Raw genomic sequence first — 22428 nt, forward strand, 5'->3', positions numbered from 1 at the left:
GGGTCAAGAGGCAAGCCCGATTTTATCGCTCCAAGGCAATTGCAACCTATGGATAATCTGTCGTTGTATTGCAATCTTTGGTAAATTTGTTATAGTGACCAACATGATTTGAATTGACGTAATGATCTTTGTTTCAGGTTGAAATTCCAGGATAGATATATGGTCCCGAACGCAACAAACAATAATGCCGATAATGAAGGGACCAGAGAGAACTTGGCTTACATTCGCCAGATGCTCGCGGAACTGAGGCTCGTCGCCAATCGCGAGGGCGCCGACATGCTGTGCTATCTGATTGAAATGGCCTATGTGGAAGTCGGCGATATCCAGAGCGGGCGGCGCAAGCTATCAATCCGCGAGGAGCGAAACCCGCCCCCCGGCGTGCCGGTTTAACCGCCCGGCAATATCGAGTTCCAGCAGCACCATGTGAACCGTGGCCGCGGAAAAACCCGTGTGGCGAATGATATCGTCCGTTTCGACGGGTGAGTGCCCGAGAGCGGCGGCAACGATGCTACGCTCGTCATCTCCGGGTGGTGACATTTCCTCATCGGATCGTGGTTCCTCGACCTTGCGGTCATAGGGCAATTGCGGTTCCATCAGCGGTCGTAGCGCATCGAGAATATCGGCCGCCCCCGTGGTCAGCGTCGCGCCTTCCTTGATCAGCCGGTTGGTGCCTTCGCAGCGCGCATCGAGTGGGGAGCCTGGCACGGCGAAAACCAGCCGGCCCGCTTCGCCGGCAAGCCGCGCCGTGATCAGCGAACCGGATCGTTCCGCCGCTTCCACTATGACGACGCCGAGTGAGACGCCCGATATCAGCCGGTTGCGGCGGGGGAAATCCCGAGCGCGTGGTTCCCAGCCGAAGGGCATTTCGCTGATCGTCGCGCCGCCCTGTTCGTAGATGTCCTGCAAGAGCCCGAAATTTTCCTGCGGGTAGGGACGGTCGAGACCGCCCGCCAGCATGGCCACCGTACCGGTTGCAAGGCTCGCCCGGTGCGCCGCCGCATCGATGCCGCGCGCCAGCCCGGAAGCGATCGTATAGCCCGCACGACCGCAATCGCGCGCCAGCATCGCGGCGAATTTCGCGCCGTTGATGGAGGCGTTGCGTGATCCGACGATGCCGACGCAAGGTCTTGTTGCGGTGGAAGCCGAGCCCTTCATGGCGATCAGTGGCGGCGCGCCGTCGAGCTGTCGCAGGGCAGGCGGGTAGTCCGGCTCACCGATGCCGACGAAGCGAGCGCCGAATCTTTCAGCCGTTTCGATTTCGCCTTCCGCTTCCGCCTGTGTGGCAATGCGCGGGCTGCGCAATGAACCGCCGCGCCTTGAAAGCTCGGGCAGGGCAGAGAGCGCTTTTTCAGCGCTGCCAAAATGATTGATGAGTTCGCGGAAGGTGACGGGGCCGATATTGTCGCTGCGGATCAGCCGAAGCCATGCGACCCGCTGCCGCGCGGAAAGCTCTATGCCCTGCCGTGTCGTTTCCTCATGCGGCATGACTTATCCTTAAAGCTCGCCTTAGCCCTTTTGCCCGATCCTGCTTTCCGTGCCGGCCAGAAGCCGTGCGATGTTTTCCCGGTGTTTCCACCAGGAAATCACGCTCAGCAACGTTACCAGAAGCGCCGTCTTTTCAGGCCCGACTATCCAGAGGGCGACCGGGATCACAAGCATGGCAACCAGCGCCGACAGCGAGGAATACCGGGTGATGAACGCGGTTGCGAGCCAGATCAGCGCAAAAGCCAGCATCATCAGGGGGGCAGCGCCTAAAAGCACGCCGATATAGGTCGCCACGCCCTTGCCGCCCTTGAAACCGAGCCACACCGGAAACAGATGGCCGAGAAAGGCAAAGAAACCGGCAACCAGCGACGCCTCGTAACCCCAGAGCGCATTGGCGACGAGCACTGCGGCGGTGCCCTTCAGCGCATCGAGCAGCAATGTCGCTGCGGCGAGCTTCTTGTTGCCGGTGCGCAGCACATTGGTGGCGCCAATATTGCCGGAACCAATCTTGCGCACATCGCCCAGCCCCGCCATGCGGGTGAGAAGCAGGCCGAAGGGTATCGAGCCGAATAGATAGCCAATCAGCGCCGCAAGCGCGAGAAGGGCAGGCGCCGTCTGCCAGTCAGTCAAAGCACTCATTCAACGTTCCCTCTCGTCGCGCGCCCGCGTGATCCCATGCCCGTGATCTTATGCCAAGGAATGAACCGCTTTGCCAGCCACATAAGTGGCGACAGCGCGGCCGCTGAAACGGGCATCCTCAAACGGCGTATTCTTGGATTTCGACACCAGTTGATCTCTCGCAACCAGCCAAGGCTCGTCCAGGTCGATCAGCGTGATATCAGCCTTCGCGCCGGCTTTAAGCGTTCCCGCATCCAGTCCGAAGATTTTCGCCGGGCGGGTGGAAAGCGCATCGATCAGCCGCATCAGCGGAACCTCGCCGCTATGGTGAAGGCGAAGCGCCGCCGCCAGCATGGTTTCCAGCCCCACCGCACCGCTTGCCGCATCCGAAAAGGGCAGGCGCTTGGTGTCCACGTCCTGCGGGTCGTGCGAGGACACGATTATGTCGATCGTGCCATCCTTCAGCGCCTCGACCATGGCCTTGCGGTCGTCTTCTGCGCGCAAGGGAGGTGAGAGCTTGAAGAACGTACGGTATTCGCCGATATCGTTCTCGTTCAGCGTCAGATGGTTGATCGAGATGCCGCAGGTCGCCTTGACGCCCCGCTGCCGGGCAAGACGGATCGCTTCTGCCGATTCCGGCACGGAAATCTTGGCGGCGTGATAGATCGCTTGCGTCAGACCGGCAATGCGCAGGTCGCGCTCCAGCGGAATGATCTCGGCTTCCTTGGGGATTCCGGACAGACCGAGCCAGCTTGCGAAAAGCCCCTCGTTCATGTCGCCGCCGCCGATATATTTGTCGCGGGTCTCAAGTGCAATCACCGCACCCAATTCGCGCGCATAGGTCATGGCGCGGCGCAGCACCAGCGTGTCGGAAAGCGCCCTGCGGCCATTGGTGAAGGTAACCGCACCGGCTTCCTTCAGCATACCGATCTCGGTCATTTCCTCGCCGTTGAGGCCCTTGGTCAGGGCTGCGGCGGGATGCACATTGACGAGCGCCTTGTCGCGTGCCGCCTTTTTCACATATTCGACCAGCGCAATGTCGTCGATAACGGGGTCGGTGTCCGGCATGACGATGATGCTGGTGACGCCGCCGGCCGCTGCCGCGCGCGATGCGGATTCGATGGTTTCACGGTGTTCGCCACCCGGCTCACCGACAAAGACGCGGGCATCCACCAGACCGGGAACGGCCAGCAGCCCCTTGCAGTCGCGAACCGTCGCACCCTCGGGCACACCCTGGTTGTGTGCCTGCCCGCCGGAGGCGAGGATCGTGCCGTCGGCACCGATGACGATGCTGCCCACCTCGTCCAGATTGCGGGAGGGATCAACGATGCGAAGGTTTTTGAGAACGGTCACGGCACTCATACGCGCTCACCCTGATTTTGCGAGACAAGCAGGGTTTCCATGACAGCCATGCGCACGGCAACCCCCATTTCCACCTGGCTTTCGATGACGCTCTGCGGACCATCAGCCACTTCGGATGAGATTTCCACGCCACGGTTCATCGGGCCGGGATGCATGACCAGCGCATCTTCTTTCGCTGCCTTCAACTTTTCGGCATCGAGACCGTAATAGTGGAAATATTCGCGCACCGAAGGCACGAAGGAGCCGGACATGCGCTCGCGCTGCAGGCGCAGCATCATCACAACATCGGCGTTCTTCAAGCCTTCCTTCATGTCATGGAAGACCTCGACGCTCATGTCGCGGATACCGGAGGGAAGAAGCGTCGCGGGAGCCACGACGCGCACGCGCGCGCCCATCTGGTTGAGCAGGATGATGTTGGAGCGGGCAACGCGCGAATGCAGTACGTCGCCGCAGATCGCCACCGTTATTCCCGAAAGATCACCCTTGGCGCGGCGAATGGTCAGCGCGTCGAGAAGGGCCTGCGTCGGGTGTTCATGCTGGCCGTCGCCGGCATTGACCACAGAGCAGGCAACCTTCTGCGCGAGAAGGGCTGCGGCACCGGCCGAGGAGTGACGCACGATCAGCACATCGGGGCGCATGGCGTTCAGCGTCATCGCCGTGTCGATCAGAGTTTCGCCCTTCTTCACCGAGGAATTGCTGACCGACATGTTCATCACATCGGCGCCAAGCCGTTTTCCGGCAAGTTCGAAGGAGGATTGTGTCCGGGTCGAAGCTTCGAAGAACAGGTTGATCTGCGTGAGGCCCCGAAGCGTCGAGGTTTTTTTCTCGCGCTGACGGCTGATTTTCACCGCTTCGTCGGCCTTGTCGAGAAGCAGGGTTATATCCTGATGGGAAAGCCCCTTTATGCCGAGGAGATGGCGGTGGGGAAAATAGACCATGGAAATTGTCCTCCGGGTCGCAATAGTCAACGGGTCTATAAAGACAGGTGGCTTTGCGGGCAAGCATGCGATAAGCCGGGTTTTGGCATATACACGCAATAAAGCACGAATCCCGATAGAAGGATGCGAATGACAGGCATGAACCGGACAGAAGAATCGCTCGCCGAACTAAACCAGCCTAGCCTATGGTCCGGTATCAATGCCTATCGTTCCGATCCGCTGATCGTCGACCTCACATCCGGCCTGTCACGCAATCTGAGGGACGAGTTCGACCAGCTCGGCCGTTACGTAACCTCGCACGAAGCGCAGGAACTGGCGCGCATGGCCAATCAGGGCGTGCCGCAGCTGCACACGCATGGCCCGCGCGGGGAACGTCTCGATCAGGTTGAGTTCCATCCCGCATGGCACGCACTGATGCGCCGTTCCATGTCATCGGGTCTTCATTCCAGCGTCTGGGAAAATGCAGCCGAAACGCGCGGCAATGAACACAAGGCGCGCGCCACCAAATTTTATCTGACCTCGCAGCTCGAGGCCGGGCATCTCTGCCCCTTGACCATGACCAGCGCCTCCGTTGCCGCCATCATGACCTCGTCGCGTGTGCAGAAGGAATGGGTGCCGAAGATACTGTCGCGGAAATATGATTCCTCGCAGAAGCCGGCCTTGCAGAAAACCGCCGTCACCGTCGGCATGGGCATGACGGAAAAACAGGGCGGCACGGATGTGCGCGCCAACCGCAGCACGGCGGAGCGGGTGGGCGAGGGCATCTATCGCCTGTCCGGCCACAAATGGTTCTTGTCCGCGCCGATGAGCGACGGTTTCGTCATGCTGGCGCAGATGGGCGACGGCATGGGCTGTTTCCTGGTGCCGCGTTATCTGGAAGACGGTTCCGCCAACGGCCTGCATTTCCAGCGCCTGAAGGACAAGCTCGGCAACCGCTCCAATGCCTCCGCCGAAGTCGAGTTCACCGATGCTTTCGGTTATCTTCTGGGTGAACCCGGCAGCGGTGTGCGCACCATTCTCGACATGGTGACGCTGACGCGGCTCGACTGCGCTTTGGCATCATCAGGCATGATGCGCGCTTCGCTCGCCGAAGCCGTGCATTTCGCACGCGGCCGTTCCGTCTTCGGCAAGACGCTGGTCAGCCAGCCGATCATGACGCGCGTTCTCGCCGATATGGCGCTGGATGTCGCAGCCGCGACGGCACTCTCCTTCCGGCTGGCATCGGCATTCGATGCCGCCCGCAACAATGCCGCCGAGGCGGCCTATGCGCGGGTGATGACGCCGATTGTGAAATACTGGTGCTGCAAGATCGCGCCGGCGTTGATCTACGAGGCGATGGAGTGCCTTGGCGGCAACGGATATGTGGAAGAACGGCCGATTGCCCGCCACTACCGCGAAGCGCCGGTCAATGCCATCTGGGAAGGCTCCGGCAACGTCATGGCGCTGGATGTGCTGCGTGTTCTTCAGCGCGGCAAGGATCTGTTCGATCTCGTTTTCCAGACGCTGGAGCGCGACCTCGGACCCGCCGGAAAAAAGACCACGGATGTGCTGCGCGCCGCAATCGCGCTTGCCGAACGCGATGAGGGTGCTGCCCGCCTGCTGGTGGAGCAATTCGCACTTGCTGCCGCTGCCGCAGAGCTTTGCCGGCTCGGCGCCGGCAAGATCGCAGACGCCTTCCTCGAAACCCGTCTGGCGGGTGGTTGGCGACATACTTACGGCATGCTCGATTCTCGCTTTGATCCGAATTATATAATCGATTTATTGTATCCGCCCGCGTCCTGACCGATAAAGGGTGGAAAGCTGTTGTTGCAGTCCCTGTGGGAGGGGTATCGGATTTGAGAAAAGGCGTTGGCGTGGGGCGTATTTCTGTCTTTAAGTCGTTGGGCACGTGCGCGCGCATGAAGATGGAGGTCGATAGCAGATGCTGACCTTCCGCTCCGCCCGTCCTGAAGATGAAGAGGCGCTCTACGCCATCAGTCTTGCCACCGGCGATGCCGGGCAGGATGCCACCCCGCTTTATCGCGATGGCCGCATGGTGGGGCATATTTATTCCGTGCCTTATCTGCATCTGTGGCCCGATGCCGTTTTTGTGGCGGAAGACGAAGAGGGTGTCTGCGGTTACATCGCCGGCGCGCTCGATACCGCCTTGCATGATGAGCGGCTGGAGCGTGAGTGGTGGCCGCATCTGCGCGCCCTTTATCCCGACCCCGTTGGCGACCAGCAAACATGGGACGCCGATCAGCGCCGTGCACATTTCATCCACCACCCGCGCCACACGCCAACCTGGCTGACCGATCCGTTTCCGGCCCATATCCACCTGAACCTTCTGCCACGCACACAGGGCAAGGGCGGCGGCACGCGGCTTTTGTCGCGCTGGCTGGATATGGCGAGACAAAACAACGTCTATGGCATCCACCTCGGCGCCAGCGAGCGCAACCAGGCGGGTATCCGCTTTTGGGAAACCCGCGGCTTCAAACGTCTCGAAACTCACGACACAACAGGCACCGTGTGGTTTGGAATGGCGCTGGAGTGATTATTTGCGGGGTACGGGTCCTCGATCTTCATTCATCCACAGGAACCTTCTCCCCAGCTGCTGCGCTGCATTGTCCTCGTCTTCATGCTTTGTTAACCCGTTGGGTCAGGCCTTTTAAAAGACGGGTAGGGAAGCATGCTGGCGACCGCAGAGGTGATTTCAGCCGACAAGCCGGAAAAGCGCATCAAGGATCGCGCTGCGACCGAGAAGGCGATTTTTGAGGCGGCCCGGTCGCTTCTGGCCGAAGAGGGCTTTCAGGGTTTTGGCATCAATGCCGTTGCCCGCCGCGCCGGATGCGACAAGCAGCTGATCTACCGTTATTTCGGCGGTCTGGAAGGGTTGATCGAGGCGATCGGCGAGGATCTCGGATCCTGGGTGAAGGACCGTATTCCTGAAGATACCGGCGGCATGTTCCTGTTGACCTATGGCGATCTCATGGAAAAGCTGGCGCTTTATTTCATGGATGCGCTGCGCAGCGATCCTCTCGTCTGCAAGATCATTGCCTGGGAAGTGTCGGATGGCTCGCCGCAGGTCAGGCAGCTTGCCGAAGCCCGTGCCAAATCGCTCGGCAAATGGCTGGAGCGCATGCGCGGATCGCTGGCAGCACCCAAGGGCGTAGATACCGCAGCCGTCAATGCCGTGTTGTTCGCCGCCATCCAGCATCTCGTGATTTCCGCCGCCACCAGCGGCCAGTTCGCCGGCGTGCCGTTGAAGTCGGACAAGGACTGGGACAAGATTGCAACCGCCGTCAAAAGACTGGTGCGCGGCGTTTACGGCTGAGCGCGGCGTAACGAGCCGGGCGAGACGGTCGCCTTAACAAAATCGGCCGTTATTTGACGAAAAATCAACCATGTTTTCAGTGGTCCGGCAACCTTGCGGCATCGCATGCCGTTGGCTTCGTGAGGGGTGTTTTCCACAGCCGAACCCGCCACCGTTAACCATACCGACAGCTTTCATTTGCTTAGCCATGGTTACCGGTCCAGTGTGCATTAACAAAATGTTAACCATGCGCAATGACTGCGTATAAGGGAGCCGCAAGTGAGCCGCTGGACAGCTTTGGGCGTCATGATGACGTTTTTTGCTATGCTGCCGTTGGATATTGACGCGCCAGCGTTTAACCTTTGCCTGATGGCTCTGGTGCGCTGGGCGGTGCTTGCTGGCATTCCCGATACGATTTTCACGCGGGAGCAGACTGCATGAAGTGGTTTTTGATCCTCTGGGCCGGTCCCGTCGCATTGCTCGGCAGCTGGTACTGGCTATCCTATTACGACTTGAGCTTCGGCTTCTTCATGCTGACGCGCCAGACGCATGATCTGGTATTCCAGATTTACGGCAATATCCTCGGCCTGCCGCCGGAAAGCCTGCCGCCGCTGGTCGCGCGCGCCATAGCGGTCGACAGCCTGATCGTTTTTGCGATCCTTGCTTTCCGCAAGCGAAAACAGATTGCCAATTGGTGGCAGGGACGTCAGCCCGTTGCGCGGGCGAGTGCCGAAAGCCTGTCCAGCGCGCCCTGAAGAATGAAGCTTGCGGCTGCCGAATCGATGCGTTCGGCCCGTTTGGCGCGTGAGACATCCATTTCCAGAAGCACACGTTCGGCGGCGACCGTTGAAAGCCGTTCATCCCAGAAAATGAAGGGCAGGGCGGTTTTTTCCCCCATGGTACGAACGAAGGCGCGTGTTGCCTGCGCGCGTGGTCCGGCCGATCCATCCATGTTTATGGGCAGGCCGATGATGAAAGCTGATACCTTTTCCTTTTCGGCAAAGGCCAGCAGCACCTCGGCATCCCGAGTGAATTTGACCCGTTTGATGACGGGGCGCGGCGTGGCGAAGCGCCGCGACAGGTCCGACATGGCAAGTCCGATGGTTTTCGTCCCAAGGTCGAGGCCCGCAATCGCCTGCGCCGGCTGAAGCGTTTCCGCGAGCTCCTCGATGGTAAGTATCGCCATGTCGTACGCTGTCCTTTATCTTTTTCGGACGAATTCGGTGCGCAGCACCAGACCCTTGACCGTCTCGTGCCTGCAATCGATTTCTTCCGGATTTCCGGTCAGGCGGATCGATTTGATGACAGTGCCCTGCTTGATGACCGTATTGGTGCCTTTGACCTTCAGATCCTTGATCAGCGTTACCTGGTCACCATCCGCAAGCACGTTGCCTGCCGCATCGCGCACTTCGTTCGCGCGCAAAGCTTCTGCGGCCAGCTCGGACGCAGGCCGCCATTCGCCGGTCGCCTCGTCATACACGTAATCGTCATTATCCGCGGCCATTGTCGCCTCTCTGAAATATCGGTAGTGCGGTTGTTCAAGCCGTCCTATGTCATAATATACGGGCAATACAAAGGAGAACTTCCCATGAAAATCACCTGGCTCGGCCATTCCGCCTTCCGCCTTGAAAACGGCAGCGCGAAGATCCTTATCGATCCGTTTTTCACCGGCAATCCCGGTTTTGCCGGACAGGATGCGAAAAGCGCGGCTGAAGGCATCACCCATATTCTCCTGACCCACGGCCACGGCGATCATGTGGGGGATACCGTCCAGCTTGCTCGCGAAACGGGCGCGACGGTGCTTGCCAATGCCGATCTCGCCGCCTGGCTTTCCACCAAGGGCGTGGCGAAGGTCGATATGGGTAATACTGGCGGCACGGTACATTTCGACGGTTTTTCCGTAACCTTTACCAATGCGCTGCATTCATCCGCCCAGATCACTGAGGATGGCGTTTCCCATTCACTCGGCAACGCCAATGGACTGATGCTGCATTTCGAAGACGGTCCGGCCGTCTATCATATGGGCGATACGGATATTTTCTCCGACATGAAGCTCATCAACGAATTGCACCAGCCGGATATCGGTCTCGTGCCAATCGGCGACCGCTTCACGATGGGTGGTGCGGTGGCTGCACTCGCCTGCCAGCGCTTTTTCAAATTCGCCAACGTCATTCCCTGCCACTATGGTTCCTTCCCGATCGTTGACCAGACGCCGGAGAAGTTCGTGGCCGGCATGGAAGGCTCGGATGCGCGCGTCCACACGCCGAAGCCGGGCGAAATACTGTCCTTCTGACATTTTGCTGACGCATGTCGCTACAGCAAAACCGCTACACAGTTTTACGCGACATGCTTTCTACCGTTGCGAATGGCGGACATGGTGATTATAGCGGTTAGGAAAATTCTGACCGGAGTAGAACCATGTCCGTCGATCTCGCCACCGTAAAGCGCGTTGCGCGCCTTGCCCGTATCGCTGTTACTGAAGACGAAGCACAAAATATGCTTGGCCAGTTGAACGGCATACTCGGTTTTGTGGAGCAGCTTTCGGAAGTGAATGTTGACGGCGTCGAGCCGATGACCTCCGTTACCCCCGTGGATATGAAAAAGCGTGCCGACGTCGTCACCGACGGCAACAAGGCGGAAGACATCGTCGCCAATGCGCCTGCGACCGACCGGGACTTCTTCATGGTTCCGAAAGTGGTCGAGTAATCCGACCGCCGTTTGCCGCCCGATTTTTCCAAGATTTCGAAAGCCGTTGCCGACCATGACCGACCTGACGAGCCTGACCATTGCCGAAGCCCGCGAAAAGCTCAAGGCGAAAGAGTTTTCCGCCCTCGAGCTGACCGACGCCTATATTGCCGCCATCGACGCCGCCAACGGCGCGCTGAACGCCTATGTTGCCTTGACGCCTGAAAAGGCGCGCGACATGGCGAAAGCCTCCGATGGCCGCATCGCCGCAGGCGCGGCGGGCGAGCTGGAAGGCGTTCCGCTTGGCGTGAAAGACCTTTTCGCCACCCGTGACGTGCACACGCAGGCGTGTTCGCATGTTCTCGATGGCTTCAAGCCGAAATACGAATCGACCGTCACCCAGAACCTTTGGGACCAGGGCGCCGTCATGCTCGGCAAGCTCAACATGGACGAGTTCGCCATGGGCTCGTCCAACGAAAGCTCCTGGTACGGTCCGGCCATCAACCCCTGGCGCGCCAACGGCTCGGAGCAGAAGCTCGTGCCCGGTGGCTCCTCCGGCGGTTCGGCCGCAGCCGTTGCCGCGCATCTGTGCGCCGGCGCCACGGCAACCGACACCGGCGGCTCCATCCGCCAGCCGGCGGCCTTTACCGGCACCGTCGGCATCAAGCCTACTTATGGCCGTTGCTCGCGTTACGGCATCGTTGCTTATGCTTCCTCGCTCGATCAGGCCGGCCCGATCGCACGTGACGTGCGCGACGCCGCTATCCTGTTGAAGACGATGGCGAGCGTTGACGCAAAGGATACGACCTCCGTCGACCTGCCGGTGCCGGATTACGAAAAGGCCATCGGCCAGTCGCTCAAGGGCCTGAAGATCGGTATCCCCAGGGAATATCGCGTCGATGGCATGCCGGAAGAAATCGAAAAGCTCTGGGCAAAGGGCGTCGAATGGCTGCGCGATGCCGGTGCCGAAGTGGTCGATATCTCGCTGCCGCACACCAAATACGCGCTTCCTGCCTATTACATCGTCGCGCCCGCGGAAGCTTCGTCCAACCTCGCTCGTTATGACGGCGTACGTTACGGCCTGCGCGTCGACGGCAAGGACATTGCCGATATGTACGAGAAGAGCCGTGCAGCCGGTTTCGGCAAGGAAGTGCAGCGCCGTATCATGGTCGGCACCTACGTGCTTTCAGCCGGTTATTACGACGCCTATTACCTGAAGGCGCAAAAGGTCCGCACGCTGATCAAGCGCGATTTCGAAAACGTCTTCCATGAGGGCGTCGACGCCATTCTGGCGCCGATTACCCCGTCTTCCGCCTTCGCTGTCGGTGATGAGGAACTCGCTTCCGATCCCGTGAAGATGTACCTCCAGGACGTCTTCACCATCACGGTCAACATGGCCGGTCTTCCCGGCCTCTCGGTGCCTGCCGGCCTGGACGGCAAGGGCCTGCCGCTCGGCTTGCAGCTCATCGGCAAGCCTTTCGAAGAAGAGACGCTCTTCAAGACGGCGCATGCCATCGAGCAGGCTGCCGGCAAGTTCACCCCCGCCAAGTGGTGGTAAGCGGCTGAACAAAAGCTCTATAATTGTCACGGGCGGCATCAAGTGCCGCCCGTTTGTTTTTATCGATTGTCCAGCTCACCCCGTACGAGTTCCAAACCACGCGTCGTGATGCGGTAAGGCTTGCCGCCCGAGGAGGCGATGGCTCTCTTCTGCTTCAGTTTGCGGAAGGTGAGGAGATCGAGGCCGCTGAAAATCCAGCCGTCGCGCGTATAGAGCGCGAGTTTTTCGATTTTGTGATGGTCGTCTCGAACGAGTTCGATGCTGCCGCCCTGGGCGAGCAGGTGAAGAATGCGCTGTTCGGCGCGGGAAATGTCCATTGTCGGAAATCCGGTCGGCGTCTTCTAGACGCATGAAAACATGTCCGGGTGCCGTTAAGGCATCCAGGTCGGTTTCATCATGGCCCGGCGCGCAAGAAACTTGCGGGCAGGGCCGTTACCGGGACTCCGATTGAGCGAACATAAAAGCTCCTTGTTTGCTCTTTTTGGTTAGCGGGGGAGACGTGTGCGGTCAAGTCCCACGGGCATCACCCGACCGGGCGGGCAGGGCGTGTGGAAACCGCACTGGCCGAATCGCGCCGCCGGTGCTTTACTTCGTTGGGCCATGGAGGGCGCGGCTTGATCGTCATTCGCAATGCGCAGGAGCAGGAAGCGGAGGTTCTGGCAGCCATCGGCCTCAGGGCATGGCGGCAGGCCACAACGGCGCTCGGCATTACCACGACGCTTTACGATAACGCAGCCAGTGCCTTTTCCAATTTCACCCGCTCGTCCTGGCTTGCCATCCGCGTGGCCGAGTTCGGCGGCGCGGTTGCCGGATGGGCGGCACGGGAACATTTCAACGAGGCGATTTCCGATTTCTGGATCGATCCGGATTTTCAGCGCAGGGGTATAGGCAGCCTCCTGCTTGCGGATATCGAACGGCAGATATTGCAACGTGATTTCGAAACCATCCGGCTTGAAACCCATGCGCAGAACGAACCGGCGGTCGCCTTTTTCCGTCATCACGGTTACAGCGTCCACTGGCTCTCCGTCTCCTATGCGCCGAAGCTTGATCGCGACGTGCAATCCGTCGGCCTGCAAAAGCAGCTGGTCGAGGTCGAGAGCGGCCTTTATGGGCCGGGGTTCTGAGAGAGCGTCTGCAAGCCGGTTACAAGCCGTATCGGCCAGTCCGGCATGATGGCGAGGGACGCGACAAGGCCCACCTGTAGAATTACGATGGATATCAGGATGCTGCGGAAGGGTTCCTTGCGGGTTTTGTGGCGCAGCAGTTGTTGAGCCGAGACTGCGCCCAAGCTGCCGCCAATGAAAGCAAGCAATAACAGAGTACTTTCCCGAATGCGCCAGCCACCGTTTCTTGCCGCCTCCTTGTCCCACCAATAGACAAGAAAGACGAAAAGATTGAAGGCCATATAGGTCATGAAGCAGAGAGCGATCATGGTCATGACGTGAATTGAAACTGAGAACCGTAAAAAACGCGTATCAGGTTCCGGCGAAAATCCGGCGCCTGGCGCGACAGGGTGCAAGATGTCTTGCGCCCGCGCTCCATTTGTTCTACCCACCAAGGCCAAAGAACCCGTATATCGTGAGCTTCATATGACCCTTGTAGACGTGCGCACCCCCGACCCGAAACGCTTCATTCCCGGCGCCACCGGCGATTGGGAAATCGTGATCGGCCTGGAGGTGCATGCGCAGGTTCTCTCCAATTCCAAGCTGTTTTCCGGCGCTTCGACCACTTTCGGCAATGCGCCGAACTCCAACGTGTCGCTGGTGGACGCCGCCATGCCCGGCATGCTTCCCGTCATCAACGAGGAATGCGTCAAGCAGGCGGTGCGCACCGGTCTCGGCCTGAAGGCCAAGATCAACAACCGTTCGATCTTCGACCGCAAGAACTATTTCTATCCGGATTTGCCGCAGGGCTACCAGATTTCGCAGTTCAAGGACCCGATCGTCGGCGAGGGCATCATCACGATTTCACTCGGTCCGGATCGTCAGGGCAATTTCGAGGACATCGAGATCGGCATCGAGCGCCTGCATCTGGAGCAGGACGCCGGCAAGTCCATGCACGACCAGCACCCGACCATGTCCTTCGTGGACCTGAACCGTTCGGGCGTGGCGCTGATGGAAATCGTCTCCAAGCCCGACATGCGCTCGTCGGATGAGGCAAAGGCCTATCTCACCAAGCTGCGGTCCATCGTGCGTTATCTCGGCACCTGCGACGGCAACATGGACGAAGGCTCAATGCGCGCCGACGTCAACGTCTCCGTGCGCCGTCCCGGCGAAGGTTTCGGCACGCGCTGCGAGATCAAGAACGTCAACTCCATCCGCTTCGTCGGCCAGGCCATCGAATATGAGGCGCGCCGCCAGATCGCCATTCTCGAAGACGGCGGTGTCATCGATCAGGAAACTCGCCTGTTCGATCCCGGCAAGGGTGAGACGCGTTCCATGCGCTCCAAGGAAGACGCGCATGACTATCGCTATTTCCCTGATCCGGACCTGCTGCCGCTCGAATTCGACGATGCTTTCGTCGATGCGCTGAAGGTCGATCTGCCGGAACTGCCTGATGACAAGAAGGCCCGTTTCGTCGCCGATCTTGGCCTGTCGGTCTACGACGCCTCGATCCTCGTTTCGGAAAAGGCGATCGCCGATTACTACGAGTCTGTTGCTGCCGGCCGCGACCCTAAGGCCGCCGCCAACTGGATCATCAACGATCTTCTCGGTGCGCTGAACAAGTCAGGCAAGGACATCGAGACGACGCCGGTTTCTCCCGACCAGCTGGGCGGCATTATCGATCTCATCAAGTCCGAGACCATTTCGGGCAAGATCGCCAAGGATGTGTTCGAAATCGTCTGGAACGAGGGTGGCAACCCGGCCGAAATCGTCGAGACGCGCGGCATGAAGCAGGTGACGGATACCGGCGCCATCGAAAAGGCCGTGGACGAGATCATCGCCGCCAACCCAGATCAGGTCGAGAAGGTGAAGGCGAAGCCGGCGCTTGCCGGTTGGTTCGTCGGCCAGGTCATGAAGGCGACGGGCGGCAAGGCCAACCCGCAGGCCGTGCAGGCGCTGGTGAAGGCCAAGCTCGGCATCGAGGACGAGTAAGCGGACGCTGCTTCCCGTGCCGGTACAATGGCATTGAAGTAGCAAGTTCTCATCCGTCATTCTCGGCATAAGCCCGAGGATGACGTCGAGCACTGGTACTGACATTGATTTATGCCGGGATCACGCCCGGCATTTCTGTTTCGAGACGGAGCAAACATCATGTTTTTCATACGCACGGCAAGCCAGCGCGATATCGAGCCGGTCCGGGCGCTTCTGGCTACCACCTGGCATGCGACCTACGACGCGATCTACGGCGCAGACAAGGTGAAGGAGCTGATTGCCGCATGGCATTCGCCACAGGCCATGAAGGACCGCATCGAGAAAAAGGGCGGCGAATTTCTGGTGGCCGATAATGGCCGGCAGATCGGCGGTATGGCTTATGCTTCCATGTCTGCGAAGATGAGCAAGACAGCCCTGTTGCACCAGCTTTATGTTGCACCTGAATTCCAGCGTCAGGGCGTCGGCCGCGATCTCTTCGCCGAGCTTGAAACCTGCTTTCCGGATGCGGAAATCATGCGTCTGGAAGTGGAGCCCAAAAATACTGTCGCAATAGCCTTTTATGAAGGCGTCGGATTTACCGAGGTTGACCGAATCGAGCGCATGGCGGGTATCGATGGTTTTCCCGGTATCGTCATGGAAAAGAGCCTGAAACGATGAATGCGACATTAGATACGCTGGTAATCCGCGCGGCACGGCAAGAGGATGTTCCCGCACTCGCGGCCATCTATGCCGCTGACGAAATCGGAGGCCACGGCGATACGGCCGACGAATCGGCGCTGCCGGACTATCTCGCGGCCTTCCGCGAAATCGAGGCGTCACCCACCGAGACGCTTTACGTGGCGGGACTGGACGGCGAGATCGTCGGCACTTTCCAGACGGCCATCCTGACCAAGCTTATCGGGCGCGGCGCCAAATCCATGGTGATTGAAGCGGTGCAGACGCGGCCCGACATGCGCGGCCGTGGCATAGGTGCGGTCATGATCAACTATTGCCTTGATGAAGCGCGCGCCAGGGGCATGAAAGCCGTGCAGCTCACCTCCAACGTGGCGAGGCTCGATGCCCATCGCTTTTACGAGCGGCTGGGTTTCGAGAAGCGGCATTTCGGTTTCAGGATGAAGCTGAAATAGCGCGGATATATCGGGAAATACTGGACAATCGCCGTGAGGGGCGGCATAAGCTTGTCTTGTGCCGTGCACGGAAAATCGCTGCGGCGCATTCAAGCCCGAGGAACGCATAATGAAGACTCTCCTGACGCAAATCTTCACCTGGTGGAATGGCCAGACGATCGGAACGCGGTTTCACACCTGGCGTTTCGGCAAGAAGGTCGGACAGGACGAGTTGGGCAACACCTATTACGAAGGCGGCACCACCTCCTGGGGTATGCCGCGCCGTTGGGTGATCTATAACGGTTATGCCGAAGCTTCGGCCATTCCGCCCGGCTGGCATGGCTGGATGCACTACCGCACCGACGTGCCGCCGAGCCAGGAAACATATGTTCCGCGGGAATGGCAGAAGGCGCATCAGGCCAACCTTACCGGCACATCCAAGGCCTATCGCCCACAGGGATCGCTGGCGGTCGCAGGCGAGCGTCCACGCGTAACCGGCGACTACGACGCCTGGACCCCCGGCAACTGAGCAGAGCAAAATGAGCATTGCGATGCGCGGTGTTGTGCAAAACGCCGCGCTTGGCACCCGACCTCACCGGTTTTTGCCACATTCCGCCCTTACGCGTTGATCCGGTAGTCGTCCCGACACAGGCAATTTTTTGGAGACATATCGTATGAGGATATTCACGCGGGATCGTTCTTTGCGTGCGCTGACAGTCTCGCTGTTTGCAGCGGTCTCTGCTGTCATCCTCGTATCGCCCGTCTCCGCCGCCCGTCTTGAAAACCGCGTGGCAGTGTTTTCCGGCATCGACAAGATCACCGGCCGCATTACGTCTTTCGATGTCTATATCGACGAAACGGTTCAGTTCGGCGCGCTCCAGGTGACGCCTAAGGTCTGTTACTCGCGCGACCAGACGGAAGCCCAGAAGATCGATGCTTTCATCGAGGTGGATGAAATCACTCTCGACCGCAAGATAAAGCGGATTTTCACTGGCTGGATGTTCGCCGACAGCCCCGGCCTCAATGCCGTCGAGCACCCGATCTACGACGTATGGCTGACGGGCTGCAAGCAGGACTCCGAAGTTCCCGCTCCCTCAACGGCAAGCAAATAACGTTACGTTATGATTTTTAGAATTGCAGGTCTGGCTGGTTGACGGCCTGATCGAGCATTTTCGCGTATTGCTGCTTCGGCACGTCGATCGCGCCGAATGTCTTCAGATGCTCGGTGGTGAATTGAGTGTCGAGCAACACGAAACCGCTTGCTCTCAGCCGCTCCACCAGATGCACGAGGCAAATTTTCGAGGCGTTGGTGCGGCGGGAAAACATGCTCTCGCCGAAGAATGCGGCCCCAAGCGATACGCCGTAAAGTCCGCCGACAAGTTCCTTGCCATCCCACGCCTCGACACTATGGGCATGGCCGATCTGGTGCAGTTCGGTGTAGAGTTTGCGAATTGTGGCGTTGATCCAGGTGCTCGGCCTGTCCGGCGCTTCAGCCGCACATCCTGCCATCACCGCTTCGAAAGCGGTATTGAAGCGTATCTCGAACGGCTTCTTGCGCATCGCCTTGGCGAGGCTTTTGGAAATGTGGAAATCGTTGAGCGGAATGATTCCGCGTATTTCCGGCTCGACCCAGAAAAGCTCGGGATCATCAGCCGAATCGGCCATCGGGAACAGGCCGGCGGAATAGGCGCGCAGCAATATATCGACGGTTATGCCGTTATTTTTGCTGCGCCGCCCAACCATATCTCTTAGTGAGACGCATCACCGGCCAGGTATTTTTCCAGCCAGTGAATGTCGTAATTGCCGCTGAGGATATCTTCGTTCTGAAGAAGATCCTGGAAAAGCGGGAGCGTGGTCTTGATGCCGTCGACGACGAACTCGTCCAGTGCCCGGCGTAGACGGCGGATGCATTCGTCACGGTCGCGACCGTGAACGATAAGCTTGCCGATCATGCTGTCGTAATAAGGCGGGATCTTGTAGCCCTGATAGGCACCCGAATCGACGCGCACGCCAAGGCCGCCCGGCGTATGGAAATAGGTCAACGTGCCGGGGGAGGGAACGAATGTGCGCGGGTCCTCGGCATTGATACGGCATTCGATGGCATGGCCATGGAATTCGATATCCGCCTGCGTGACCGACAGGCCCTGTCCCGAAGCAACCCTGATCTGTTCCTGCACGAGGTCCATGCCGGTGATCGCTTCCGTGACTGGATGTTCCACCTGAAGACGCGTGTTCATTTCAATGAAATAGAACTCGCCGTTTTCGTAAAGGAACTCGATGGTGCCGGCACCGCGATATTTCAGCTTGCGCATGGCGCTTGCACAAATTTCGCCGATCTTCATGCGCTGTTCAACGGTGAGGGCCGGGGAGTTCGCCTCTTCCAGCACCTTCTGGTGACGGCGCTGCAGCGAGCAGTCGCGTTCGCCAAGATGAATGGCGTTGCCTTCGCCGTCGCCGAAAACCTGCACTTCGATATGGCGCGGCTTGCCGAGGTATTTTTCCATATAAACGGCGTCGTTGCCGAAGGCAGCTGCCGCTTCGGAGCGGGCCGTCGAGACCGCCTCGTCGAGATCCGCTTCCGTCTTCGCCACCTTCATGCCGCGACCGCCGCCGCCTGCCGTCGCCTTGATCAGGACCGGGAAGCCGATCGTCCGGGCGATTTCGAGCGCATTCTCGGGCTTCACTTCGCCGTCGGAGCCGGGAACCACGGGAATACCGAGTTCCTGCGCCGTCTGCTTGGCGGTGATCTTGTCGCCCATGAGGCGGATATGCTCTGCGGTCGGTCCGATGAAGGTAATGCCGTGCGCGTCGAGGATATCGGCGAACTTGGCGTTTTCCGACAGGAAGCCGTAACCGGGGTGAACGGCGTCCGCACCGGTGATTTCGCAGGCCGCAACGATCTGGTGGATGTTGAGGTAGCTGTCACGCGAAGGCGGCGGGCCGATGCACACACTTTCGTCGGCAAGGCGCACATGCATGGCGTCCGCGTCTGCGGTGGAATGCACGGCGACTGTCGGAATGCCAAGCTCCTTGGCAGCGCGCAGGACGCGCAGCGCAATCTCGCCGCGGTTGGCTATGAGGATCTTCGAAACCATGCTGAACCGCCTTTATTCGATGACCACGAGAGCTTCACCATACTCCACGGGCTGTGAGTCGTTGACGACGATTTCCACGACCTTGCCGGACTTCGGAGCCGGGATCTGGTTCATGGTCTTCATGGCTTCGACGATGAGGATGGTCTGGCCTTCCTTGACGGTCGCGCCCACTTCGACGAACGGACGTGCGCCCGGAGCAGGCGACAGGTAAACCGTGCCGACCATTGGCGAGGTAACGGTATTGGCCGGGTTGCGGGCAGGTGCTGCGGCGACCGCAGGTGCTGCCGGAGCGGCAACTGCCGCCGCTGCAGGGGCTGGTGCCGGTGCTGCGTAACCGGTGGGCGCTGCGGCATATACCGTGGTGGGCGGAGCGGCGCGGGAAACGCGGATGCGCAGGTCTTCCTGCTCCACTTCGATTTCCGAAAGGTCGGTATCGTTGAGGATATTCGCGAGCTCGCGGATCAGTTCCTTGTCGATACCCTGTTTCTTTTCAGACATGACAAACCCTATTCTTTGTTTCTTTTTATGCCGTGATGTTCTTCAGCGCGTGAAGCGCCATGATGTAGCCATATGGTCCGAAACCGCAGACCATGCCCTTCGCGGCGGGCGATACCATCGATTTGTGACGGAACTCTTCCCGCGCGTGGATGTTGGAAATATGCACTTCCACGACGGGCGTGGAAATCGCACGAATGGCGTCATGCAGCGCGATCGAGGTGTGGCTGTAGGCGCCGGGATTGATGACGACACCTGCCGCTCTCTCTCCCGCCTCATGCAACCAGTCCACGAGCACGCCTTCGTGGTTGGACTGGCGGAATTCCACAGCGAACCCGAGATCTGCACCAGCAGCGAGACAATCATTCTCGATGTCTTTCAGCGTCTTGCCACCATAGATACCCGGTTCCCTTTTTCCCAGCATGTTGAGATTGGGGCCGTTGATGACGATGATGATGTTGCCCATTCGTGTTTCCATAAGAAAATCAGCGACACCTATAGACTGCGCAGCCTTCAAGGAAAAGCCCCCGAAAGCCGTAAACAGCCGGCAGGCCCGGCATCCACAGGGAATGCAGCGGCTTTTTGCGGAATCAGGAGCAGGTGGCTTTTCCGCAGCTGCGCATATTGGCGATTTTTTCCTTCAACGGGTCCGCACCAACAGCGCCGAAAACGGCCTCGTTGCCGACGATATAGGACGGTGTTCCTGTTATGCCGAGGCTGTTGGCGAGCTTGTAGGTTTCCTGCACCTGCGCGTCGTTGGGGTTTTCTGCCATCGATTTGCGGATATCGGCCTCCTTGAGACCGAGCGACGTCGCGACTTCCATGGCGCTGTCTTCATTCGCCCGTCCGCGGCCGCCCAGCAAGGCGCGCTGGAATTCGGGATATTTGGCAGGTGCAAGCAGCTTGACGGCGTTGGAGACCCGATGCGCTGCGACCGATTCCGGCCCGAGGATCGGGAATTCCTTGAGCACGACGCGTACTTTCTTGTCCGTCTTCAGAATATTGTCCATGTCGCCCATGGCGCGTTTGCAATAACCGCAATTGTAATCGAAGAACTCGACCAGCGTGACGTCGCCGTCCGGATTGCCGAGCGCCAGATCGTATTTCGATTCGAAGATGGTCTTCTGGTTGTCGGCCACGGCTTCCGCCGCCTTGGCGTTGCGGGTCGCATATTGCTTGCGTTCAAGCGCGTCCTGAACTTCAAGCATGATCTCGGGGTTCTCGATCAGATATTGCTTGATGAACTCACCCAATTCCTTCTTCTGCTTGTCATCGAGGGCATGGGCGGGCAGAGAAGCGAAAGCCATGGAAAGGGCCGTTACGCTGGCGAGAAGGGTTGAACGGAGAAGATGCGCCATATCGGTCCTCATACTGTGCGGCCAATGCCTCATGAATGTTATGATGCAATTACCTTACTTTAAGCCAAATGCCATACGCCAAAAATAGTTGTCCGCATTATGGTCGCACGATTGTGAAGCGTGTGATTCTGGGGCAAGTCTCTGAAATACGGTTCAGGAAAGAGCATGCCCTTGATAACGATGTCGAAGCGGAGCGCAGTCGAACCCTTTCACGCCATGGATATTCTGGCGGAGGCGAACCGGCGACGGCAGGCGGGACGCCCCGTCATTTCCATGGCTGTCGGGCAGCCTTCCCATCCCGCACCGAAAGCCTCTCTGGCGGCCGCGCAGGAGGCGCTGAAGCATGGGCGGATCGGCTATACCGATGCGCTGGGCCTGCGTGAACTGCGCGAAGCGATTGCCGGCCACTACCGGCTGCGCCACCAGGTTATCGTCGATCCGGCGCGCATTGCCGTCACCACCGGGTCTTCTGCCGCTTTCAACCTCGCCTTCCTCAGCCTTTTCGATGCCGGTGATCATGTCGCGATCGCAAGGCCCGGTTATCCCGCCTATCGCAATATCTTGAAAGCTCTTGGCCTCAATGTCGTGGAAGTGCCGGTAACAGCGGAAACCGGCTATACTCTGACGCCTGCCAGCCTCGAGCGGGCTGAAACCAGGGCGGGCTGCAAGTTGAAGGGCGTGCTCCTGGCAAGCCCGGCCAACCCAACCGGCACGGTCACCGGTCGCGAAGCGCTGAAACGGCTGGCAAACTATTGTGAAAGCCGGGATATCGCCTTCATTTCCGACGAGATATACCACGGCCTGACTTTCGTCGGCGAGGAAACGAGCGCGCTCGAACTCACCGACAATGCCGTCGTCATCAATTCCTTCTCGAAATATTATTGCATGACCGGCTGGCGCATCGGCTGGATGGTCCTGCCGGAAAAACTCGTCCGTCCGGTCGAATGTCTTGCTCAGAGCCTGTATATTTCACCGCCGGAACTATCCCAGCTGGCGGCAACCGCAGCCTTTTCGGCGGCGGAGGAACTCGACGTCTACCGGGAAAGCTACCGCACGAACCGCGATTTCCTGATGACGCGCCTTCCGGAAATAGGCCTGCCGCTGGCGTCTCCCATGGATGGCGCATTTTACGCCTATGTCGATACCAGCCGCTTCTCTAATGACAGCATGGATTTCGCCAAACGCATGCTGGCGGAAATCGACGTTGCGGCGACGCCCGGCATGGATTTCGATCCAGAGGAGGGCCACAGGGCGCTGCGCATTTCCTATGCGGGTTCGGTGTCGGATATTGCCGAGGCCGTTGGGCGCATTGCTGGTTGGCTGAAATAAGCCCTTGGGTTT

The 22428-nt window shown here is 59.3% G+C and carries 29 protein-coding genes; 16 read left to right on the forward strand and 13 right to left on the reverse strand.

The features are described 5' to 3' along the window. Window positions 1-159: 159 nt before the first annotated feature. Window positions 160-390 (forward strand): hypothetical protein, encoded by a 231-nt coding sequence (locus ACQZ6D_RS01465; protein WP_019565491.1) that lies wholly within the window; start codon window positions 160-162, stop codon window positions 388-390. Here ACQZ6D_RS01465 and dprA read toward each other — a convergent pair. The 4 genes from dprA to ACQZ6D_RS01485 are packed head-to-tail and all read right to left on the reverse strand — an operon-like array spanning window position 346 to window position 4403. Beyond that, on the reverse strand, window positions 346-1485 hold the full coding sequence (gene dprA, locus ACQZ6D_RS01470; RefSeq protein WP_448729581.1) for a DNA-processing protein DprA: 1140 nt from the start codon (window positions 1483-1485) through the stop codon (window positions 346-348). The genes ACQZ6D_RS01465 and dprA overlap by 45 nt on opposite strands. 21 nt (window positions 1486-1506) lie before the next feature. Further along, complete coding sequence (gene plsY, locus ACQZ6D_RS01475) at window positions 1507-2124, reverse strand: glycerol-3-phosphate 1-O-acyltransferase PlsY (RefSeq protein ID WP_003512722.1); 618 nt, start codon at window positions 2122-2124, stop codon at window positions 1507-1509. 48 nt (window positions 2125-2172) lie between these two features. Beyond that, window positions 2173-3465 (reverse strand): dihydroorotase, encoded by a 1293-nt coding sequence (locus tag ACQZ6D_RS01480; protein WP_448729582.1) that lies wholly within the window; start codon window positions 3463-3465, stop codon window positions 2173-2175. After that, a complete protein-coding gene (locus ACQZ6D_RS01485) occupies window positions 3462-4403 on the reverse strand; it encodes an aspartate carbamoyltransferase catalytic subunit (protein ID WP_003512724.1) in 942 nt (313 codons plus the stop codon). Before ACQZ6D_RS01485 ends, ACQZ6D_RS01480 begins: the two co-directional genes overlap by 4 nt. A gap of 129 nt (window positions 4404-4532) precedes the next feature. Here ACQZ6D_RS01485 and ACQZ6D_RS01490 point away from each other — a divergent pair, with 129 nt between their 5' ends. From ACQZ6D_RS01490 to ACQZ6D_RS01510, 5 genes are all read left to right on the forward strand, one after another. Then, the gene (locus ACQZ6D_RS01490) at window positions 4533-6185 is read left to right on the forward strand and encodes an acyl-CoA dehydrogenase family protein (protein WP_025593276.1); all 1653 of its coding nucleotides are present in this window, start codon (window positions 4533-4535) and stop codon (window positions 6183-6185) included. 139 nt (window positions 6186-6324) lie between these two features. Further along, window positions 6325-6936: a GNAT family N-acetyltransferase gene (locus ACQZ6D_RS01495; protein ID WP_065704680.1), complete on the forward strand. Its 612-nt coding sequence runs from the start codon at window positions 6325-6327 to the stop codon at window positions 6934-6936. 135 nt (window positions 6937-7071) lie between these two features. Beyond that, entirely contained in the window at window positions 7072-7716 is a 645-nt protein-coding gene (locus ACQZ6D_RS01500; RefSeq protein WP_003512728.1) for a TetR/AcrR family transcriptional regulator, read from the forward strand. Between the two features lie 258 nt (window positions 7717-7974). Further along, window positions 7975-8136 (forward strand): hypothetical protein, encoded by a 162-nt coding sequence (locus ACQZ6D_RS01505; RefSeq protein WP_013635969.1) that lies wholly within the window; start codon window positions 7975-7977, stop codon window positions 8134-8136. Next, complete coding sequence (locus ACQZ6D_RS01510) at window positions 8133-8450, forward strand: DUF6105 family protein (RefSeq protein ID WP_003512730.1); 318 nt, start codon at window positions 8133-8135, stop codon at window positions 8448-8450. The genes ACQZ6D_RS01505 and ACQZ6D_RS01510 overlap by 4 nt, the downstream gene beginning before the upstream one ends. Here the strand turns inward: ACQZ6D_RS01510 and ruvX are convergent. Further along, window positions 8402-8881: a Holliday junction resolvase RuvX gene (gene ruvX, locus ACQZ6D_RS01515; RefSeq protein ID WP_003512731.1), complete on the reverse strand. Its 480-nt coding sequence runs from the start codon at window positions 8879-8881 to the stop codon at window positions 8402-8404. The two genes, ACQZ6D_RS01510 and ruvX, sit on opposite strands and share 49 nt — an antisense overlap. A 15-nt stretch (window positions 8882-8896) precedes the next feature. Then, on the reverse strand, window positions 8897-9199 hold the full coding sequence (locus ACQZ6D_RS01520) for an alkylphosphonate utilization protein (RefSeq protein WP_003512732.1): 303 nt from the start codon (window positions 9197-9199) through the stop codon (window positions 8897-8899). A gap of 84 nt (window positions 9200-9283) precedes the next feature. On the opposite strand from ACQZ6D_RS01520, the gene ACQZ6D_RS01525 reads away from it, so the two are divergent. The 3 genes from ACQZ6D_RS01525 (at window position 9284) to gatA (ending at window position 11938) form a co-directional block, all read left to right on the forward strand. After that, on the forward strand, window positions 9284-9988 hold the full coding sequence (locus tag ACQZ6D_RS01525) for a metal-dependent hydrolase (protein WP_003512733.1): 705 nt from the start codon (window positions 9284-9286) through the stop codon (window positions 9986-9988). A gap of 125 nt (window positions 9989-10113) precedes the next feature. Beyond that, window positions 10114-10401 (forward strand): Asp-tRNA(Asn)/Glu-tRNA(Gln) amidotransferase subunit GatC, encoded by a 288-nt coding sequence (gene gatC, locus ACQZ6D_RS01530; protein ID WP_003512734.1) that lies wholly within the window; start codon window positions 10114-10116, stop codon window positions 10399-10401. Between the two features lie 55 nt (window positions 10402-10456). Next, entirely contained in the window at window positions 10457-11938 is a 1482-nt protein-coding gene (gene gatA / locus ACQZ6D_RS01535) for an Asp-tRNA(Asn)/Glu-tRNA(Gln) amidotransferase subunit GatA (protein WP_003512742.1), read from the forward strand. A 59-nt stretch (window positions 11939-11997) separates the two neighbouring features. On the opposite strand, the gene ACQZ6D_RS01540 is transcribed toward gatA, so the two are convergent. Further along, complete coding sequence (locus ACQZ6D_RS01540) at window positions 11998-12255, reverse strand: YjhX family toxin (RefSeq protein ID WP_065688241.1); 258 nt, start codon at window positions 12253-12255, stop codon at window positions 11998-12000. A gap of 297 nt (window positions 12256-12552) precedes the next feature. On the opposite strand from ACQZ6D_RS01540, the gene ACQZ6D_RS01545 reads away from it, so the two are divergent. Next, window positions 12553-13062 carry a GNAT family N-acetyltransferase gene (locus ACQZ6D_RS01545; protein WP_065704678.1) on the forward strand — a complete coding sequence of 170 codons (510 nt, stop codon included), beginning with the start codon at window positions 12553-12555 and terminating at the stop codon, window positions 13060-13062. Here the strand turns inward: ACQZ6D_RS01545 and ACQZ6D_RS01550 are convergent. Continuing rightward, the gene (locus ACQZ6D_RS01550) at window positions 13044-13376 is read right to left on the reverse strand and encodes a DUF1294 domain-containing protein (RefSeq protein WP_065704676.1); all 333 of its coding nucleotides are present in this window, start codon (window positions 13374-13376) and stop codon (window positions 13044-13046) included. The two genes, ACQZ6D_RS01545 and ACQZ6D_RS01550, sit on opposite strands and share 19 nt — an antisense overlap. A 151-nt stretch (window positions 13377-13527) precedes the next feature. Between ACQZ6D_RS01550 and gatB the strand changes: the two genes are divergently transcribed. The 5 genes from gatB (at window position 13528) to ACQZ6D_RS01575 (ending at window position 17251) form a co-directional block, all read left to right on the forward strand. Further along, window positions 13528-15033, forward strand: coding sequence for an Asp-tRNA(Asn)/Glu-tRNA(Gln) amidotransferase subunit GatB (gene gatB / locus ACQZ6D_RS01555; protein WP_065704674.1), 1506 nt, complete (start codon window positions 13528-13530; stop codon window positions 15031-15033). A 159-nt stretch (window positions 15034-15192) separates the two neighbouring features. Then, a complete protein-coding gene (locus ACQZ6D_RS01560; RefSeq protein WP_013635976.1) occupies window positions 15193-15690 on the forward strand; it encodes a GNAT family N-acetyltransferase in 498 nt (165 codons plus the stop codon). Then, window positions 15687-16160: an N-acetyltransferase family protein gene (locus tag ACQZ6D_RS01565; RefSeq protein ID WP_448729583.1), complete on the forward strand. Its 474-nt coding sequence runs from the start codon at window positions 15687-15689 to the stop codon at window positions 16158-16160. Before ACQZ6D_RS01560 ends, ACQZ6D_RS01565 begins: the two co-directional genes overlap by 4 nt. A gap of 109 nt (window positions 16161-16269) precedes the next feature. Next, the gene (locus ACQZ6D_RS01570; RefSeq protein ID WP_013635978.1) at window positions 16270-16668 is read left to right on the forward strand and encodes an NADH:ubiquinone oxidoreductase subunit NDUFA12; all 399 of its coding nucleotides are present in this window, start codon (window positions 16270-16272) and stop codon (window positions 16666-16668) included. A 145-nt stretch (window positions 16669-16813) separates the two neighbouring features. Continuing rightward, on the forward strand, window positions 16814-17251 hold the full coding sequence (locus ACQZ6D_RS01575) for a DUF2155 domain-containing protein (RefSeq protein WP_013635979.1): 438 nt from the start codon (window positions 16814-16816) through the stop codon (window positions 17249-17251). A gap of 16 nt (window positions 17252-17267) precedes the next feature. Here the strand turns inward: ACQZ6D_RS01575 and aat are convergent, their stop codons facing one another. The 5 genes from aat to ACQZ6D_RS01600 form a co-directional block, all read right to left on the reverse strand. After that, on the reverse strand, window positions 17268-17882 hold the full coding sequence (aat, locus tag ACQZ6D_RS01580; protein ID WP_003512757.1) for a leucyl/phenylalanyl-tRNA--protein transferase: 615 nt from the start codon (window positions 17880-17882) through the stop codon (window positions 17268-17270). A gap of 5 nt (window positions 17883-17887) precedes the next feature. Further along, on the reverse strand, window positions 17888-19234 hold the full coding sequence (gene accC, locus ACQZ6D_RS01585; protein WP_013635980.1) for an acetyl-CoA carboxylase biotin carboxylase subunit: 1347 nt from the start codon (window positions 19232-19234) through the stop codon (window positions 17888-17890). A gap of 12 nt (window positions 19235-19246) precedes the next feature. Next, the gene (accB, locus tag ACQZ6D_RS01590) at window positions 19247-19732 is read right to left on the reverse strand and encodes an acetyl-CoA carboxylase biotin carboxyl carrier protein (RefSeq protein ID WP_003512759.1); all 486 of its coding nucleotides are present in this window, start codon (window positions 19730-19732) and stop codon (window positions 19247-19249) included. 25 nt (window positions 19733-19757) lie between these two features. Then, window positions 19758-20195 (reverse strand): type II 3-dehydroquinate dehydratase, encoded by a 438-nt coding sequence (gene aroQ / locus ACQZ6D_RS01595; RefSeq protein ID WP_019565501.1) that lies wholly within the window; start codon window positions 20193-20195, stop codon window positions 19758-19760. A gap of 124 nt (window positions 20196-20319) precedes the next feature. Then, a complete protein-coding gene (locus tag ACQZ6D_RS01600; RefSeq protein ID WP_038490779.1) occupies window positions 20320-21087 on the reverse strand; it encodes a DsbA family protein in 768 nt (255 codons plus the stop codon). 171 nt (window positions 21088-21258) lie between these two features. Here ACQZ6D_RS01600 and ACQZ6D_RS01605 point away from each other — a divergent pair, with 171 nt between their 5' ends. After that, the gene (locus ACQZ6D_RS01605) at window positions 21259-22416 is read left to right on the forward strand and encodes a pyridoxal phosphate-dependent aminotransferase (protein WP_041694532.1); all 1158 of its coding nucleotides are present in this window, start codon (window positions 21259-21261) and stop codon (window positions 22414-22416) included. Window positions 22417-22428 lie beyond the last annotated feature (12 nt).

Source organism: Agrobacterium sp. 22-3639C2 (assembly GCF_053522105.1).

What these genes read in the sequence shown, in the direction of transcription:
- ruvX (WP_003512731.1), bottom strand. Translation starts at nt 8,881, where the DNA reads ATGGCGATACTTACCATCGAGGAGCTCGCGGAAACGCTTCAGCCGGCG.
- ACQZ6D_RS01465 (WP_019565491.1), top strand. Translation starts at nt 160, where the DNA reads ATGGTCCCGAACGCAACAAACAATAATGCCGATAATGAAGGGACCAGA.
- ACQZ6D_RS01495 (WP_065704680.1), top strand. Translation starts at nt 6,325, where the DNA reads ATGCTGACCTTCCGCTCCGCCCGTCCTGAAGATGAAGAGGCGCTCTAC.
- ACQZ6D_RS01520 (WP_003512732.1), bottom strand. Translation starts at nt 9,199, where the DNA reads ATGGCCGCGGATAATGACGATTACGTGTATGACGAGGCGACCGGCGAA.
- ACQZ6D_RS01510 (WP_003512730.1), top strand. Translation starts at nt 8,133, where the DNA reads ATGAAGTGGTTTTTGATCCTCTGGGCCGGTCCCGTCGCATTGCTCGGC.
- ACQZ6D_RS01550 (WP_065704676.1), bottom strand. Translation starts at nt 13,376, where the DNA reads ATGACCATGATCGCTCTCTGCTTCATGACCTATATGGCCTTCAATCTT.
- ACQZ6D_RS01490 (WP_025593276.1), top strand. Translation starts at nt 4,533, where the DNA reads ATGACAGGCATGAACCGGACAGAAGAATCGCTCGCCGAACTAAACCAG.
- ACQZ6D_RS01575 (WP_013635979.1), top strand. Translation starts at nt 16,814, where the DNA reads ATGAGGATATTCACGCGGGATCGTTCTTTGCGTGCGCTGACAGTCTCG.
- ACQZ6D_RS01565 (WP_448729583.1), top strand. Translation starts at nt 15,687, where the DNA reads ATGAATGCGACATTAGATACGCTGGTAATCCGCGCGGCACGGCAAGAG.
- ACQZ6D_RS01480 (WP_448729582.1), bottom strand. Translation starts at nt 3,465, where the DNA reads ATGAGTGCCGTGACCGTTCTCAAAAACCTTCGCATCGTTGATCCCTCC.
- plsY (WP_003512722.1), bottom strand. Translation starts at nt 2,124, where the DNA reads ATGAGTGCTTTGACTGACTGGCAGACGGCGCCTGCCCTTCTCGCGCTT.
- ACQZ6D_RS01570 (WP_013635978.1), top strand. Translation starts at nt 16,270, where the DNA reads ATGAAGACTCTCCTGACGCAAATCTTCACCTGGTGGAATGGCCAGACG.
- ACQZ6D_RS01540 (WP_065688241.1), bottom strand. Translation starts at nt 12,255, where the DNA reads ATGGACATTTCCCGCGCCGAACAGCGCATTCTTCACCTGCTCGCCCAG.
- ACQZ6D_RS01560 (WP_013635976.1), top strand. Translation starts at nt 15,193, where the DNA reads ATGTTTTTCATACGCACGGCAAGCCAGCGCGATATCGAGCCGGTCCGG.
- ACQZ6D_RS01600 (WP_038490779.1), bottom strand. Translation starts at nt 21,087, where the DNA reads ATGGCGCATCTTCTCCGTTCAACCCTTCTCGCCAGCGTAACGGCCCTT.
- gatC (WP_003512734.1), top strand. Translation starts at nt 10,114, where the DNA reads ATGTCCGTCGATCTCGCCACCGTAAAGCGCGTTGCGCGCCTTGCCCGT.
- ACQZ6D_RS01500 (WP_003512728.1), top strand. Translation starts at nt 7,072, where the DNA reads ATGCTGGCGACCGCAGAGGTGATTTCAGCCGACAAGCCGGAAAAGCGC.
- accB (WP_003512759.1), bottom strand. Translation starts at nt 19,732, where the DNA reads ATGTCTGAAAAGAAACAGGGTATCGACAAGGAACTGATCCGCGAGCTC.
- dprA (WP_448729581.1), bottom strand. Translation starts at nt 1,485, where the DNA reads ATGCCGCATGAGGAAACGACACGGCAGGGCATAGAGCTTTCCGCGCGG.
- aat (WP_003512757.1), bottom strand. Translation starts at nt 17,882, where the DNA reads ATGGTTGGGCGGCGCAGCAAAAATAACGGCATAACCGTCGATATATTG.
- gatB (WP_065704674.1), top strand. Translation starts at nt 13,528, where the DNA reads ATGACCCTTGTAGACGTGCGCACCCCCGACCCGAAACGCTTCATTCCC.
- aroQ (WP_019565501.1), bottom strand. Translation starts at nt 20,195, where the DNA reads ATGGGCAACATCATCATCGTCATCAACGGCCCCAATCTCAACATGCTG.
- gatA (WP_003512742.1), top strand. Translation starts at nt 10,457, where the DNA reads ATGACCGACCTGACGAGCCTGACCATTGCCGAAGCCCGCGAAAAGCTC.
- ACQZ6D_RS01525 (WP_003512733.1), top strand. Translation starts at nt 9,284, where the DNA reads ATGAAAATCACCTGGCTCGGCCATTCCGCCTTCCGCCTTGAAAACGGC.
- accC (WP_013635980.1), bottom strand. Translation starts at nt 19,234, where the DNA reads ATGGTTTCGAAGATCCTCATAGCCAACCGCGGCGAGATTGCGCTGCGC.
- ACQZ6D_RS01485 (WP_003512724.1), bottom strand. Translation starts at nt 4,403, where the DNA reads ATGGTCTATTTTCCCCACCGCCATCTCCTCGGCATAAAGGGGCTTTCC.